The organism is Chlorobaculum sp. 24CR (assembly GCF_004118635.1).
GTDB lineage: Bacteria > Bacteroidota > Chlorobiia > Chlorobiales > Chlorobiaceae > Chlorobaculum.
In genome coordinates this window covers 30948-46571 of sequence record NZ_SDGU01000023.1, presented here as the reverse complement: position 1 = coordinate 46571, position 15624 = coordinate 30948, and the positions used below count along the sequence as shown (strand labels likewise).

Sequence of the window (15624 nt, the reverse complement as noted above, 5' to 3'; positions counted from 1 at the left end):
TGTGAAAAAGATTAAAGTAATGACCATTGTTGGTACCCGTCCGGAGATCATCCGGCTTTCACGGGTGCTTGCAAAGCTCGATGAGCATACGGATCATGTTCTGGTACATACCGGCCAGAATTACGATTACGAACTGAACCAGATATTTTTTGACGATCTCAATATTCGCAAGCCCAACCATTTTCTCGAAGCGGCAGGCTCTACAGCGGCGGAAACCGTTGGCCTGATTATTGCGAAAGCCGACAGCGTGATGGCTCTGGAAAAACCGGATGCACTGTTGATTCTCGGTGATACGAACTCCTGTCTGGCGGCCTATCCCGCAAAGCGCCGGAAGATACCTGTATTCCACATGGAGGCGGGAAACCGCTGTTTCGATCAGCGGGTGCCAGAAGAAATCAATCGCAAAATCGTTGATCATACGTCAGACATCAATCTGACCTACAGCGATATTGCTCGCGAGTATCTCCTGGCTGAAGGACTGCCTGCCGACCGGATTATCAAGACGGGAAGCCCCATGTTTGAAGTGCTTTCGCATTATCGCGACAAAATCGACCGTTCAGACGTCCTTCAGCGCCTCGCTTTGGCGCATGGTGAGTACTTTGTCGTGAGCGCACATCGTGAAGAGAATATCGAATCGAGCAGCAACTTCATGCGTCTTGTTGACATCCTGAACACGCTTGCGGAAAAGTCGGGAAAAAGGGTGATCGTCTCAACCCATCCGCGCACGCGAAAACGAATAGAAGCTGAAGGGGTAACGTTCGATCAGCGGGTAGAACTGCTCAAGCCGCTCGGCTTTTCTGATTATGTGCATTTGCAGATGTATGCCAAGGCAGTGTTGTCGGATAGCGGCACCATTACCGAGGAGTCTTCGATCCTGAATTTTCCTGCTCTCAATATCCGCGAGGCGCATGAGCGGCCTGAAGGAATGGAGGAGGCAAGCGTGATGATGGTTGGCCTCGATGTTGATCTCGTTATGCAGGCGATGGCAATTCTCGACACGCAGCCACGCGGCCAAGAGCGCGGATTGCGGCAGGTATCCGACTATTCGATGCCGAATGTTTCGGACAAGGTGCTCAGGATTATACTCAGCTATACCGGTTATGTGAATCGGGTGGTGTGGAAGAAATATTAAAAGGAATACACATTGGCAAAAGTATTGATTCATTCGCTCGTATTCACTCCTGATGGTGTTTCGAATGCTTATTTATATCGTGATTTAGCTGTTGAACTCCAAAAAAAAGGTCATCAAGTCACTGTTCTTACAACAACTCCTCACTATAATGTGATTCCTGAAGAAAATGAAAAGCAGCCAATTAGCAAGAGGTGGGGAGGGTTATTTTCAGTTAGTAGTATTCGTGGCGTGTCGGCGATACATATTCCGATGTTTAAAAAATCTTCAAGTATTGTTTCTCGTTTCATATCTGCTTTTTTGTTTCATGTTTGGGTGATAATTATTGGAATAGTTAAGGTCGGACGTCAAGATATAGTTATATCCTCATCCCCTCCGTTATCGGCAGGAATCATTGGGTCATTTCTTGCTCAAATCTGGAAAGTGCCGTCAGTTTACATTGTTCAGGATGTATTTCCTGACGGTTTGATAAGGCAGGGAAAAATACGATCAAAGCTTCTTATACGTATTCTGAAGGGGATGGAAAAGTTTGTCTACAAAGTCAATGATAAAGTGGTTGTAATTGGGAACGCATTTTATGAAACATTGTTGTCTCGTGTTAATAAGAGAGATAAACTGTGTCTGATTGAAAATTTTGTTGATATTGAACTTTATAAGCCACACCCGCGGCGAAACACTATCTCTGCTAAATATGGGCTTGATAATTGCTTTGTTGTTTCCTATGTGGGTAATATAGGTAATGGACAAGATTTTAGCCCGGTTGTTTATGCTGCCGAGAGGCTAAAATCATTGCCGATTAAATTTATTTTTGTTGGTGATGGAATAATGAGGAAAAAACTTGAAAAAGAAATTGAAGAAAAAAAATTATTAAATATTATTGTGCTTGGTTACATGCCGCGTGATGTAACTCCATGGATCAATGCAAGTAGCGACGTTTGCCTTGTTTTGTTGAGTCCTCATATTAAAGGAGATGGCTTTCCTTCAAAAATATTTTCTATTATGGCTTGTGCTCGTACAGCTATAGTGACAGCTGATGATGGTTCTGATCTTAAAAGAGTTTTGCAGGAATCGGGGTGTGGGCATGTTGTGCAGGTGGGAAATAATAAAACCTTTTTAGAAACTATAATAAAGGTATATGAAGAACGAGAAGCATTGGAAAAAGAAGGTGAACGCGCAAGAGAATATGTTGTTCAGAATTATTCTAAGCAGGCAATAGCAATAAAGTATGAAAAAATGATAAAAGAGCTTTGCTTTGAATCTATAAATAACGCTTAATATTGTGAGATTTGTTGTGGTACGTAAAATAAAAAGAGCAAGAGTTCTTTATGTTGATAGAGAGCAAGTTCTCGTGGCACATGGTTTGCGTTTGGTAATGTATGAGAATGGAGAAAAGAAAAGAGTTGTTGCAAAATTGTCAGCTTCTTTCACGGAACGGCTATTTTCTATTTTTACTTTTACACGACTTGGTCTAAGGATGGGAATTCATGCAGCGCAGCCGTTGTGTGATGGTCGGATACTTGTTGTTCTTAAGCGGCGATTTGTTTTGATTGATCAAGATGGTTCATCACGGGTGGTTGATCGAGTGCATCGCGGTAACAAGCCTGCTTCAAAAGCGCTCTGCCAGATTCCTGACGGAACCGTTCTGTATGGTGAGTATTTTCTGAATAAGAATCGTGAAATCCCTGTTGCCCTCTATCGGACTGAAAACCCCGTATTAGGTTTCAGGAAAATCTTTGAATTTTCTGCCGGTGAGGTGCGTCACATTCATTTTGTTCAATGGGATCCCTTTGAGGCATGTTTATGGATGGGCACAGGGGATGCTGATGCGGAATGTAATCTTTTCAAAAGTACCGATACTGGCGAAAGTTGGTCAAGAATCGGTGGCGGCTCTCAGGATTGGCGCGCTGTGGGTGTTATTTTTACTACGGGGGCTTTGTTCTGGGGTACGGATGCGGGTTCCGATGCCGACCTTACTCCAAATTATATTATCCGTTTTGATCGGATTACCCATGAGCTTTCAAAAATTCAACGAATACAGGGACCTTGCCATGGTTCTGGCGTGTTATCCGATGGTACCATGTTTATCAGCACTGGAGTTGAGGGAGGAAAAAATGAATTGGATGCTTCAGCCCATCTCTGGGCAAGCAGAGACGGGTATAAATGGAGGGAGGTTTATGCTCGCCCGAAAAAAAAATGGCCACATATCGTTCAGTTTGGAGTAATGCGGATACCGCCAGGTACAGAGACAACGGATGCTCTGCATTTTAATGCTCTTGCGTTACGGGGAGCAGCTGAGACATGGTATAGCGGAACTCTTTATATAGAGGAGTCATAGGTGAAGTGAGTTTTGGTAACCGGATAAATGATAATGTTAATGTAATGACAAAAATTAGGACATCTTCAAAACCGCCAGTTGTCGTTCTTGGTCTAAGCGCCACAGGTCTTGCGGTTGGGAGAATATTTTCAGCTCGGGGCGTAAAGGTTTTTGGTACAGATAGGGAAAAAGGAAGAATCGGGCGTTATTCAAAATATATTCTTAGGCCACCATTTGGTTATCTGGCAAATCCAGACACTCTTCTTGATGACCTTGTTGCGTTTTCGAAAAAACTCGGAACAAAGCCAGTTCTTTTCCCGGCTGATGACGATTTTATCGAGTTTATTACCAGAAACGTCAGTGATCTGAGGAAATATTACCTATTTCAATCCTCTTACGAGAGGAATAAAACAGAAGATTTCCTTAACAAGAAAAGGTTCTATCAGCTTTGTGAGGAGCATGGTGTTGCTGTCCCTCGATCACTTTATCTGAATGGAGATGAGACTATTGATGATATTCTTGGGAGGATACGCCTTCCGTTTATTGTCAAGCCAGACCTGATACATCTTTGGAAAAAGAGATTTCATGGTAAAAAAGTAATTATTATAAAAACAGTAGAGGAATTCCAGAATGTAATCAATCAATATGATGGGATTCTTGCTCAGTCAACTATACAAGAGGTGATTCCTGGCCCAGAAAGCAACATATTTCTTTTTAAAGGGTATTTCACCGAAGCAACAGGAGTGTGCATAGCCGATTTTACCGGTCAGAAAATCAGGCAGGTTCCTGTGAATTTTGGATCAGGAAGTTTTGTGAAATCTGTTGCCAATGATGATGTGCAAAAAATCAGTATAGAGTTTCTTAAGTCTTGTGATTTCCGTGGTTTATGCGGATCAGAATTCAAATACGATGATAGGGATAAGAGTTATAAAATGATTGAGGTCAATATAAGGGCGCAACTATGGGAAGACCTGACTCGTGTGGCATTACGCGATGTTCTCTGGTATGCTTATAGTGATCTAGTGGGATTACCTTTTAATCCTCTTCCGGCACAGAAATATGGGGCTACATGGTCTTATATGCTCAGAGATTTCGCAACTCCTTTTCATTTTATTAAAAGCACAGGGCTTTCTTTCGGTGACTGGTTTGATGGATACCGCCATTTATCAACGGATGCTGTTTTAGACATAAAAGATCCTTTTTTAACTTTTGCAGCCCCTTTTCAGACGATTAATCAGGTTTTCAACTATCTCAGAGGTCGATAGTAATACATCAGCATGCACATACTAACGTTCGATATAGAAGAGTGGTTTCACTTGTTCGATAATTCGTTTACAGATGACGTGAGCCAATGGGGCGGTTACGAAAGCCGCATTTATTCCAACATGGATCGGCTTTTTTTATTGCTTGAAAAAAAGAGCCAGAGTGCGACATTCTTTTGTTTGGGATGGATTGCTGAAAAATATCCTAATATCATTAGAGAGATAACGAAGAGAGGATATGAAATAGGTTCTCATACAGACATACATCAACTGGTTTACAAGCAGACAGCCCATCAGTTTCGAGAAGATTTAATAAGGTCACTAAGAGTAATAGAGGATATAACAGGAAGAAAAGTTAAATATTTCAGAGCACCAGGTTTTTCAATTACTGAGGGAAATAAGTGGGCCTTTGAGGTTTTATTTGAGCAAGGCATAGAGATAGACTGTTCTGTATTTCCTGCTGCTCATGCATATGGCGGTTTCCCCTCATATAAAGTACCACTCCCATCGATTATTTGTTATAATGGCATTATCATCAAAGAGCTACCTATAAACTATCATACGATATTTAGTAAACAAATTATTTACTCTGGAGGCGGCTATTTTAGATTATTTCCATATCCTTTGATTAAGTATTGGAGTAATAAGTCTGATTACATTATGACTTATTTTCATCCAAGAGATTTTGATCCTGATCAGCCAGTAATCAAAGAATTATCCTTATCGCGTCGATTCAAATCGTATGTGGGGCTTAAAAGCGCAGAGAAGAAGTTTGAAAATTTTCTTCATGATTTTGATTTTATAGATATAGCAAAGGCAGATTCACTGATTGATTGGAGTAAAGCACCAAAGGTACAATTATAAAAAAATGTTCACCTGAAATTTTCTTTCTGAGAGATACATGATTCTTCTTACAGGCGCAACAGGATTTGTTGGTTCAGCCTTGATTGATCGCCTGTTGCAAGATAAATACTCTGTACGGGCTGCGGTACGCAAAACTATGTATCAGTTCCCAAATGGTGTTGATGTGGTTCAAGTTGGCGATCTAAATCCTGAGATTGATTGGACTGATGCTTTGAATGGAGTTGATTGTATTGTTCATCTTGCTGCTCGGGTGCATGTGTTGCGCGATGAAGCGGAGGATCCGTTGGCAGAGTTTCGACGTGTGAATGTCGATGGCACTATGAATTTTGCGCGACAGGCGGCTTTGGCTGGTGTTCGACGTTTTGTGTTTATAAGTTCGATCAAGGTTAATGGCGAGTTTACGCTTTTTGGCAAACCATTTTCTGCTATTGAAAAACCCGAGCCACAGGATTCATATGGCATTAGCAAATATGAGGCTGAAAAAGAGTTGGCTGTACTGTCGGCAGAAACCGGTATGGAGGTGGTGATTATTCGTCCGCCGTTGGTGTATGGACCCGGGGTAAAAGCGAATTTTGCATCTATGATGAATTGGCTTGCTCGGGGAATACCTCTGCCTTTGGGTTCTGTTTACAATCAGCGCAGTCTGGTTGCACTTGACAATCTGGTTGATTTGATTGTAACCTGCATTGATCATCCGAAAGCTGCAAATCAGACGTTTTTGGTATCGGATGGTGAAGATATGTCAACGACTCAACTGTTGCAACGTATGGGACAAGCTCTTGGTAAGCCTGCTCGACTGATTCCTGTACCGGTTGAGTTGATGACTATTATTGCAAAGCTGCTTGGCCAGGGTGCCGTTGCGCAACGTCTTTTTGGATCATTGCAGGTTGATAGCTCGAAAACTCGTGATATTCTTGGCTGGAAGCCTGTTGTGACTGTAGATGAGGCATTACAAAAAACGGCTGATGCTATTAATGTGTCGCAAAAAAAGTAATTCATTTATCAAACATTTTTTCTTGATAGATCTATAAATGAAGCGATTTTTTGATGTTACCATGTCACTACTGGCTCTGTTTTTATTGGGGATACCAATGCTGACGGCGGCATTATTCATAAAGCTGACGTCGAAGGGGCCTGTACTCTACTGGTCAGATCGTGTAGGAAAGAACAATAAGAATTTCAGGATGCCTAAGTTTCGTACCATGCTGGTTGAAACTCCTGCGGTTGCGACTCATCTCCTGCCGGATCCTGACAGATATCTTACTCCTATAGGCAAGTTCTTAAGAAAAACAAGTATAGATGAGTTGCCTCAGCTATGGAGTATTCTTAAAGGAGATATGAGTATCGTCGGTCCTCGTCCGGCACTGTTTAATCAGGGTGATCTCATTGCATTACGTACAGAGAAAGGCGTACATGTGCTTACCCCAGGTCTTTCAGGTCCAGCACAAATTAATGGACGGGATGAGCTGCCGATTCCTGTGAAAGTGGAGTATGATGAATACTATCTGAAGAACCGGTCATTTATTTTCGATATGAAAATCATATTTCAAACAATTTTCAAAGCAGCGAAATGTGAAGGTGTTACGCATTGATTTATGTAAAAAATTGTCTTTGCTTTTGTGCAGATATTAATACTCACCCAGTGGTTTGATCCTGAACCTGCAATAAAGGGAGTGATTTTCGCAAAAGAACTGGTCGGGCAGGGTTTTGATGTCGAAGTGGTTACAGGCTTTCCGAATTATCCCGGAGGCAAGCTGTATCCCGGTTACAAAATAGAATGGATCCAGCGAGAAGTTATTGATGGCGTTAAGGTCACTCGTCTTCCCCTTTATCCAAGCCATAATCAGAACGCTTTAGAGCGAATGCTGAATTATGTCAGTTTTTCGGTTTCTGCCCTTCTTTATGGTTTTTTTATGGTTAAGCGGCCTGATGTTATTTATGCTTATCATCCGCCTCTCACTGTTGGCATAGCGGCTTCTTTCATTCGTCTGTTCAAGAGAGTTCTTGTTGTCTATGATATTCAGGACATGTGGCCAGATTCTTTGCGAGCAACGGGTATGGTCTCTAATTGCTATGTGCTGGATATCGTTGGCAGAATATGTAAAATGGTTTATCGTTCAGTCGATCATATTGTAGTACTTTCTCCGGGGTTTAAGCAGTTGCTTATCGATCGCGGTGTTCCAGCCCGAAAGATAGATGTTATTTACAACTGGTGCGATCAAGCAGCGATGAGTAATCCGCGTGGTATCGCACCAAATGAATTTCCCGGTTCAGACAGGTTTACTATTGTTTTTGCTGGTAATATGGGAAAGGCCCAAGCACTTGATACAGTGCTTGCAGCGGCAGAGATTGTTCAGACAAAGGCTACTAATATCTGCTTTGTGTTTATCGGTGGTGGCGTTGAGGTCAATAACCTGAAAAAAATTGTTAAAGAGAAAAATCTGCATAATGTGCTTTTTTTTCAAGCAGTACCAATGACAGATATGGGAGCTTTGCTCTGTAAGGCGGATGCTCTTCTGGCTCATCTCAAAAAAGATACATTGTTTTCTGCAACAATACCATCAAAAACTCAGGCATATATGGCAGCAGGTAAACCATTGCTAATTGCTGTAGAGGGTGATGCTGCTCAGCTTGTGAAAGATGCCGGTTGCGGCATTACTGCTGAACCTGAGAATCCGGAATCGATTGCAGAGGCAGCTATAAAACTCTGTTCGATGAGTTCTTCTGAACGGAACGCTATGGGCGCACGAGGTAAAAAATATTATCAGTCTCATTTATCATTGAGAGTCGGGGTTGAGAAGTATGCTGCTATTTTTAAGAAAATAGCAAGATGAGATTACTATGCTTAAACGAGCATTTGATCTTTTGCTGACTATACCCGGGATTATTATGATTCTACCGATATTACTCATTCTTGCGCTGCTTGTTCGTATATTGCATGGAAGTCCAGTTATGTTTTCGCAGATGAGACCCGGACTGCACGGGAAAGCATTTACAATCTACAAGTTCAGGACAATGACTAATGCGCGGGATGTTGCTGGAAACCTCTTGCCAGATCGCGAACGACTGAGCTCTTTTGGCAAGTTTCTGCGCACTACGAGCCTTGACGAGCTACCAGAGTTGATAAATGTGCTCAAGGGTGATATGAGTCTTGTCGGGCCGCGTCCTCTTTTGATGGAATATCTTCCTCGGTATTCACCTGAACAGAGCCGTCGCCATGAGGTAAAGCCGGGGATAACCGGCTGGGCTCAGATTAACGGCCGCAATGCCATAAGTTGGAATGAAAAGTTCAGATATGATGTTTGGTATGTCGATAATCGGTCGATATGGCTTGATATAAAGATACTGGTTAGAACGATGAAGAATGTTGTAATGCGTAAAGGTATCAATCATAACAGTACAGAGACTATGCCTTTTTTTCAGGGGCCGGGTACTATAAAATGACCATGAAAGAAAAAATCATTACCATCATTCAGGAGATGGCTACTGAGTATGGATGGACAATTATCAGTGATTATACCGATGATACAGTTCTGCTTGAGAGCGGTCTGGATTCGTTAGGTTTCGCCATTCTCGTGGCCCGACTTGAGGAAGAGTTGCAATATGATCCTTTCTCCATGATGGATGAACCGGTTTATCCAAAGACATTAAGAGAATTCGTGGCCATTTATGAACGCTATGCTTCATGAATTTAGAGACCTTGCCCGAGATTGTCGGAAGCTTTTCCGGCGATCATGCGGTTTTGGCAACTCCATCCACAGTACTTTCTGTCGATAGACTTCTCGAAGAGGCCGCAGCGCTTCGCCGGGGATTTATGGTTACGGCGAAGAGCCGTATCGCTCTCAAAGGCTTGCCCGCCTGGGCGTTGCTGACGGCGCTTGTCGCGTTCGATGGCAAGGTTGAGGCGATGCTGCTTCTTCCGGCCTCTTTGGATGAGGCCACGATTGACCAATTGCTCGTCGCCGCAGGGTGCACTCATTTCATGAATGCCGAGGGCGTTTGCGCTTTGCAGGACGCTCGGAATGGCGACGCGTCGCCAGACGTCGCGGCAACGCAATGGTTGCTGGCGACTTCCGGCACGACTGGAACGCCAAAACTGATCGCCCACACCCTCGCGTCGATCACCCGTTCGGTGAAGCGGGATAGCGTAAAAGGGGCGGATTTCATCTGGGGATTACTGTACGATCCATCTCGTTTTGCCGGTTTGCAGGTGGTTCTGCAGGCGCTGCTTTCGGGTTCCCTGCTCATCGCTTCCGATTCTCGTGAGTTCGATTCGCAACTCGAAGCACTGGTTCGGCATGGTGTTAACGCCTTGTCGGCTACGCCATCGTTGTGGCGAAAAATGCTGATGGACAAGCGAGTCATGGCCTGCCCGTTACGGCAGATAACGCTTGGTGGAGAAATAGCCGATCAGCAGATTCTGGATGCGTTGTGCCGTTCTTTTCCGACGGCGAGAATTGCACATATTTACGCTTCAACGGAGGCGGGGACGGTCTTTTCCGTCCATGATCGACGTGTCGGTTTTCCCGCTGCCTGGCTTCAGGGTGAAAACTTTCCGATACCTTTGCGTATCGGCGATGACGGGCATCTGTTCATCAAGCCGCCCAGATTGCCCGATGGGCTGGAAATAGCACGTCGTCTCGATGTCGAGGGTTATCTCGACACGGAGGATATGGTGCGGGTTGAGGGTGATCGGGTGTTATTTTCAGGACGAGCCTCTGGGACGATCAATGTCGGAGGCAACAAGGTCATTCCGGAATTGGTCGAGCAGCATCTCCGGCGTGTCGATGGAGTGCTTGATGTCCGGGTGTCTGGCAAGAAAAATTGTATCACGGGCCAGCTCGTCGCGGCGGAAATCATCGCTCGCTCCGGCGTCGATGCGGTGGTGTTGCGCAAAGAGATCATGAGCTATTGCAAGGCTCATCTGGAGGAGTGGCAAATTCCCGGCGTCATCTCCTTTATGGATGAACTCAAAGAGAGCGCGGCAGGAAAACGCGAAAGGGTGCAGAGATGAAAGTCGTTGTCGTTACCGGCGCAACGCGCGGATTGGGTCTTGCCATCGCGCGTCAATGTCTTGCCGACGGGTACAAGGTTGTTGCTGTCGGACGCACCATGACCGCGCAGCTCGATTCGTTACTTGAGCAGTATGGTGAGCGGATTGCGTTTGAGCGATATGATTTCTCCGATTGCGCGGGTATTCACTCGTTTGCCGTTGAAATCGTGAAACGGCATGGACGGCCTTGGGGGTTGGTTAACAATGCGGCCATCGGCACCGATGGCGTTCTTGCGACGTTGCATGAAAAGGATATAGCCCGGTTGATTAAAATCAACATCGAAGCTCCGGTGTTCTTGACCAAATATCTTTTGCGCGGGATGCTTCTGAACAGGTGTGGGCGGATTATCAATATCTCTTCGATTGTTGCCTCAACAGGCTTCAATGGCCTCTCTGTTTATGGCGCCACGAAAGCTGCTGTTGCCGGTTTTACAAAATCGCTTGCCCGTGAGGTCGGAAAAGCGAATATAACTGTTAATACCTTGGCACCCGGTTTTATGGAGACCGACATGACCTCAAAGCTTCAAGATGAAAAGCTCGAATCGATCAGGCGGCGCTCGCCTTCCGGGCAGTTAACTTCGGTTGAAGATGCCGCTCATGCTGTGAGCTATCTCTTGAGTGACAACGCAGAGCACGTGACAGGTACGACGATTACTGTTGATTATGGAGCTACTGCATGAAATGAAAAAATATGTTGGAACAAGCATATAACCCGTTTTACAGGGGCTTTTTTGTGAGTGAAGAGCTTGTAAATATGGGGTTCAGGTCTATAGGAAAGAATGTAAAGATTGCTAAAAGCTGCACCATTGTTGGGCTTGAAAATATTTCAATCGGATGCAATGTTCAGATAGATGAAAATGTATTTATTGCGGCCAATAAAGGGTATCTCGATATTGGGAATCATGTCCATATTGGCGGCGCATGTCATTTGAATTGCGCTGGGGGGATAAAGCTTGCAGATTTCTGTGGTTTGTCACAAGGTGTAAGGATCTATTCTGTTTCAGATGATTATACAGGATATTCTTTAACGAATACAACAGTTCCTGATATATACAAAAATATTGCTATATCGCCAGTTAATTTAGAGCGGCATGTGCTCATTGGTTCTGGTAGTGTAGTGCTGCCTGGCGTGACGATAGGTTTGGGGTCGGCAGTCGGTGCGCTTTCACTGGTTACCATGTCGCTTGATGCATGGGGGATATATTTAGGAACTCCAGCTAAAAGACTCAAGGCGCGATCAAAGAAAATGCTCGAATATGAGACGTTCTTATTAGAAGAATAAAGGGGTAAGTTTTAAAATGAGTAGTATAAATTATATGTGTTATCCTTGTGTTATGAAAATCTATGCTTAATACTTTTTTTCCACCTTGGCCATCATATACACAAGAAGAGGCTGATGCAGTGAGTCGAGTACTCTTATCGAACAAAGTTAATTACTGGACAGGGCAGGAGTGTCGCGAGTTTGAGAAAGAGTTTGCTTCGTGGGTGGGTAGCAAGTATGCTATAGCTCTTGCAAATGGAACGTTGGCGCTTGAAGTTGCATTGAAGGTTCTTGGTATTGGAGCTGGCGATGAAGTTGTTGTGACTCCCCGAACGTTTATTGCGTCGGCATCGTGCATTGTTGCTATGGGGGCGGTGCCGGTTTTTGCAGATGTAGATCGAAATACACAGAATATTACTGCTGATACTATTGCGAAGGTACTTTCACCACGGACGAAAGCGGTTATCTGCGTACATCTTGCAGGCATGCCATGTGATATGGACCCGATTATGGATATAGCGGATGCACACGGATTGTTTGTTATAGAGGATTGTGCACAAGCCCACGGAGCAAAATACAAGGGGCAATCAGTTGGCTCAATAGGTCACATTGGCGCTTGGTCGTTTTGCCAGGACAAGATCATGACTACCGGTGGAGAGGGTGGTATGGTGACAACAAGCGATCATGAGCTTTGGGCAGCAATTTGGGCATATAAAGATCATGGGAAGTCGTGGGATGCAGTGTATAAAAAAAAACATCCTCCCGAGTTTCGATGGTTGCATGAATCATTTGGCTCTAATTATCGAATGCTTGAAATGCAGGCGGCTATTGGCAGGATACAGTTAAAAAGGATGCCTGAATGGAGCAAAACGCGTCGTGAGTATGCCGCCATGATATGGAAAGCAGCAAAGCAGAAATACTGGTTGCGTGTTCCGGATATACCTGATTGGGCGGAGCATGCAGGATATCTGTGTTATGTTTTTTTAGAGTTTTCAGCGTTGCCGGAAGGCTGGAATCGCGATCGTATAATGGCTGAAATCAATGCGTGTGGCGTACCTTGTTATTCAGGCTCATGTTCAGAGATATATCTTGAAAAGGCGTTTGAATGTATCGATTGGAAGCCGAAGAAGAGGCTCCCGATAGCCAAAGAGCTTGGGGAAACAAGTTTGATGTTTTTGGTACATCCAACTCTCAGAATTGAAGATATTGAAAAGACCTGCGAGGTGATACAAGAAGTGCTTTAAGGTGAAATTCAGATGAAGCTTTACACGGTTTCATGTTTTAGAATACCGTTGCCGGGTGTTGCATTTTCTCAGTCGGATAATTCAGTTGTAATAAAGATTTTATCAATGGATAGTTATTGATGTAAATATGAGTAAGTTTAAGATAACGCCCGCATTGTTTCCGTGGGCGATATTGGTGTATATGTATTTTCATTCTGTTTATCAGTATGTGATTTTAAAAACATCATTTTCGAATTCCGACCAACCATTGCTTTTTGCGACAGTTCTTGTCGTTTGCTGGATTGAAAGAAAAGCTGTTCTTGTTTCAATTGTTCAAGATGGCAAGGCAGGGTATCCGTTATATGGTTTGGCTACCTTGATTTTTGGGTTGATTATATATATATCCGGGCAATTGTATCCATTTATATATTTTGAAATATGGGGCCTTTTTTTAATGACGTCTGGATTTGTTATGGGTTTTGCACCAAAAGATTATATCAGGTCTGCACTGTTTATAGGTTTGGCGGGGACAGTGTTTGTTGTACTTGGTAGAGTTGCGCCTGAATTGCTGTCTTCAGAGCTGGCCAAAGGATTGGCATCAGTAACAGCAAGTATAATCAGTGCCGTATTGTTTCCGGTTACTTCAAATGGAGTGTCATTATATTTTGGGCCTTATTCGGCCGAGGTCGCTCATGCTTGTTCCGGGATGAATTCTATATTTTCATTATTTGCGTTATCTGTTTTATATCTGAGAGAGGGGGTGCAGAGAAAATATTGGCATATCGGAGTGTTAATTCTGCTGGTGATTCCCATAGCCATATTAACAAATTTAGTGAGAGTAATGATTCTGGTGCTGATGACTTGGTATTTTGGGAATAGATATGCTCAAGGCATCTACCATGACGCGACTGGAATAATGGTATTCATAATTGCTTTAGTGCTGCTCGCGGTCATTGATAAAGCCATGTTTGTTATTGATGATAAAATAAAATAAGTAATGATTTTTAGGAATAAATATATACTGTCTCTTTTGTTTTGTTTGCTTATGGGCAGCTCAATAGTTATGGTTGCTCAAAAACAAAAAAATATTTATAGCGCTCATCCTCCAGATATCGAGAGACTGATTGATATACATCCCGATAATTGGTATTCTGTCAGAAGTAGTGTTGCTAGTCCGGCATGGATAAAAGATGCCAAATCAGAGTATGATAAAGTAGTTGGAAGAACTTACCGGAATGCTGATGGACAAGAGGTGACAATAGTTATGACTTGGAGTCGCAACGGACTTCAGAAAGCGGGACATATGCAACAGTTGTGCTATTCATCACAAGGCTTTTCTATAACAGGTCAGCAAAATATCAAGATTCCAATAAAATCAAGTGTTTTAAGTGTTACAAATTTTATGGCGACTCAATTCGATGGACAGAATGAAGATGTTTATTATTGGAGAATTACGGGTGGCAAATTAATGAAGAATATAGAGAATACTGGATTAGACGATCAGCGATTATCCCAAAGAATACTACGAATAAAAGAGGTTGTTAAGCATATTTTTGTTAAAATACCTGATAATATAATGGTGCGAGTATCAGCAAGAAAATATGAATCTGAGAAGTCATCAGCAGTTCCGGTGCTTTATATAAGAGAATATTTAGAGACGCTCTCAAATAAAGATATTAAATTGCTAACAGGGTTATAATATAATCCGGTTAGTCAGAACGCTGGCGATTGGATGCCCCTCCGCATTTTGTCTCAGAGACTTTCCTGTCGTCAGAGTGCCTGAGGCAATATCTGCTCAGATCGTGACCGCCGACTGGGTCCACATCCCACACGACTCATTCTCAAAAGTCTCGAACCGAATCATTAACCGCATCGCCTGCGATATTTCTTCAAAACCGCCCGCGAAGATTGAGTGGAAGTAAAGATTTCAGTTAGAATTGTTTGGATGGCTATGAATTAAAACCCCGTCTTTCCGGCGGGGTTTTTTTATTTGAAGCGAGGAATGGAGAAAATAGCGGAAGTATTTTTTTCCTAACAATCGGAGCGCGAGCTTCGCCCGATGATCTCCATGTTGACCAAAGCCTTGTGAAATCGGTTCGAGGTGCGTGTCAGTTTGTCCGACCATATTTGTGCTCCAAAAAAAGCATGTGCTCCGGGATGCCTTGCAAGTCTAATTGACAATGGATAGTTGATAATTGTCTTTGCTGTACTACGCCACGTACTCCACGAAGCGCTCGAATTCTCCTGGATCGGGCAGGGTGATTGCGCCGGAGGGGCAGACCGGCTCACAGCGGGTGCAGAGGACGAGGCAGTTGTAGGGGTTTGCCACCTCCATTTTCGGACGGCGGACTACCGGCGAATCCGGCTCCGGTTGGCCGGGCGAAAATACGCCAGGGCGGCAGAACTCGGCGCAAGCTTCGCAACCGTTGCAAAGTTCCGCATCGATGGCGGGATACCAGGGAATCTCTTCCCTCGGAGCAAGCAGCCGTTTCCTCATACCAATCCCCATTATTAATTA

At 43.7% G+C, this 15624-nt stretch carries 17 protein-coding genes and 1 pseudogene; 17 read left to right on the top strand and 1 reads right to left on the bottom strand.

Annotation, left to right across the window (positions count from 1 at the left end; genetic code table 11):
- Window position 1 precedes the first annotated feature (1 nt).
- The 17 genes and pseudogenes from wecB to EST62_RS13750 form a co-directional block, all read left to right on the top strand.
- Window positions 2-1132: a non-hydrolyzing UDP-N-acetylglucosamine 2-epimerase gene (gene wecB, locus EST62_RS04975; protein WP_129051000.1), complete on the top strand. Its 1131-nt coding sequence runs from the start codon at window positions 2-4 to the stop codon at window positions 1130-1132.
- A gap of 12 nt (window positions 1133-1144) precedes the next feature.
- Complete coding sequence (locus EST62_RS04970) at window positions 1145-2404, top strand: glycosyltransferase family 4 protein (protein ID WP_129050999.1); 1260 nt, start codon at window positions 1145-1147, stop codon at window positions 2402-2404.
- Between the two features lie 4 nt (window positions 2405-2408).
- Window positions 2409-3464 (top strand): hypothetical protein, encoded by a 1056-nt coding sequence (locus EST62_RS04965; protein WP_129050998.1) that lies wholly within the window; start codon window positions 2409-2411, stop codon window positions 3462-3464.
- 44 nt (window positions 3465-3508) lie between these two features.
- The gene (locus EST62_RS04960) at window positions 3509-4708 is read left to right on the top strand and encodes a hypothetical protein (RefSeq protein WP_129050997.1); all 1200 of its coding nucleotides are present in this window, start codon (window positions 3509-3511) and stop codon (window positions 4706-4708) included.
- Between the two features lie 12 nt (window positions 4709-4720).
- Window positions 4721-5569 (top strand): polysaccharide deacetylase family protein, encoded by an 849-nt coding sequence (locus EST62_RS04955; protein ID WP_129050996.1) that lies wholly within the window; start codon window positions 4721-4723, stop codon window positions 5567-5569.
- A 37-nt stretch (window positions 5570-5606) separates the two neighbouring features.
- Window positions 5607-6563 carry an SDR family oxidoreductase gene (locus tag EST62_RS04950; protein WP_129050995.1) on the top strand — a complete coding sequence of 319 codons (957 nt, stop codon included), beginning with the start codon at window positions 5607-5609 and terminating at the stop codon, window positions 6561-6563.
- A gap of 37 nt (window positions 6564-6600) precedes the next feature.
- On the top strand, window positions 6601-7161 hold the full coding sequence (locus tag EST62_RS04945; protein WP_129050994.1) for a sugar transferase: 561 nt from the start codon (window positions 6601-6603) through the stop codon (window positions 7159-7161).
- Between the two features lie 27 nt (window positions 7162-7188).
- Window positions 7189-8403, top strand: a complete 1215-nt coding sequence (locus EST62_RS04940) for a glycosyltransferase family 4 protein (protein ID WP_129050993.1) — start codon at window positions 7189-7191, stop codon at window positions 8401-8403.
- Between the two features lie 55 nt (window positions 8404-8458).
- The gene (locus tag EST62_RS04935; RefSeq protein WP_371414676.1) at window positions 8459-9013 is read left to right on the top strand and encodes a sugar transferase; all 555 of its coding nucleotides are present in this window, start codon (window positions 8459-8461) and stop codon (window positions 9011-9013) included.
- Between the two features lie 35 nt (window positions 9014-9048).
- Window positions 9049-9258, top strand: coding sequence for an acyl carrier protein (locus tag EST62_RS04930; RefSeq protein ID WP_371414677.1), 210 nt, complete (start codon window positions 9049-9051; stop codon window positions 9256-9258).
- Window positions 9255-10583, top strand: coding sequence for an AMP-binding protein (locus tag EST62_RS04925; RefSeq protein ID WP_129050990.1), 1329 nt, complete (start codon window positions 9255-9257; stop codon window positions 10581-10583). Before EST62_RS04930 ends, EST62_RS04925 begins: the two co-directional genes overlap by 4 nt.
- Window positions 10580-11302: an SDR family NAD(P)-dependent oxidoreductase gene (locus EST62_RS04920; RefSeq protein WP_129050989.1), complete on the top strand. Its 723-nt coding sequence runs from the start codon at window positions 10580-10582 to the stop codon at window positions 11300-11302. Before EST62_RS04925 ends, EST62_RS04920 begins: the two co-directional genes overlap by 4 nt.
- A gap of 53 nt (window positions 11303-11355) precedes the next feature.
- Window positions 11356-11904, top strand: a complete 549-nt coding sequence (locus tag EST62_RS04915; RefSeq protein ID WP_245153468.1) for an acyltransferase — start codon at window positions 11356-11358, stop codon at window positions 11902-11904.
- A gap of 62 nt (window positions 11905-11966) precedes the next feature.
- Complete coding sequence (locus tag EST62_RS04910; RefSeq protein WP_129050988.1) at window positions 11967-13127, top strand: DegT/DnrJ/EryC1/StrS aminotransferase family protein; 1161 nt, start codon at window positions 11967-11969, stop codon at window positions 13125-13127.
- 127 nt (window positions 13128-13254) lie between these two features.
- The gene (locus EST62_RS04905; protein ID WP_129050987.1) at window positions 13255-14100 is read left to right on the top strand and encodes an exosortase/archaeosortase family protein; all 846 of its coding nucleotides are present in this window, start codon (window positions 13255-13257) and stop codon (window positions 14098-14100) included.
- A 3-nt stretch (window positions 14101-14103) separates the two neighbouring features.
- Window positions 14104-14805, top strand: coding sequence for an exosortase C-terminal domain/associated protein EpsI (locus tag EST62_RS04900; protein ID WP_129050986.1), 702 nt, complete (start codon window positions 14104-14106; stop codon window positions 14803-14805).
- Window positions 14806-14896: 91 nt separating this feature from the next.
- Window positions 14897-15028: pseudogene (locus tag EST62_RS13750) on the top strand (hypothetical protein); the annotation flags it as partial.
- Window positions 15029-15315: 287 nt separating this feature from the next.
- On the opposite strand, the gene EST62_RS04890 reads toward EST62_RS13750, so the two are convergent.
- Window positions 15316-15603, bottom strand: coding sequence for a ferredoxin family protein (locus EST62_RS04890; RefSeq protein WP_129050985.1), 288 nt, complete (start codon window positions 15601-15603; stop codon window positions 15316-15318).
- Window positions 15604-15624: the final 21 nt, after the last annotated feature.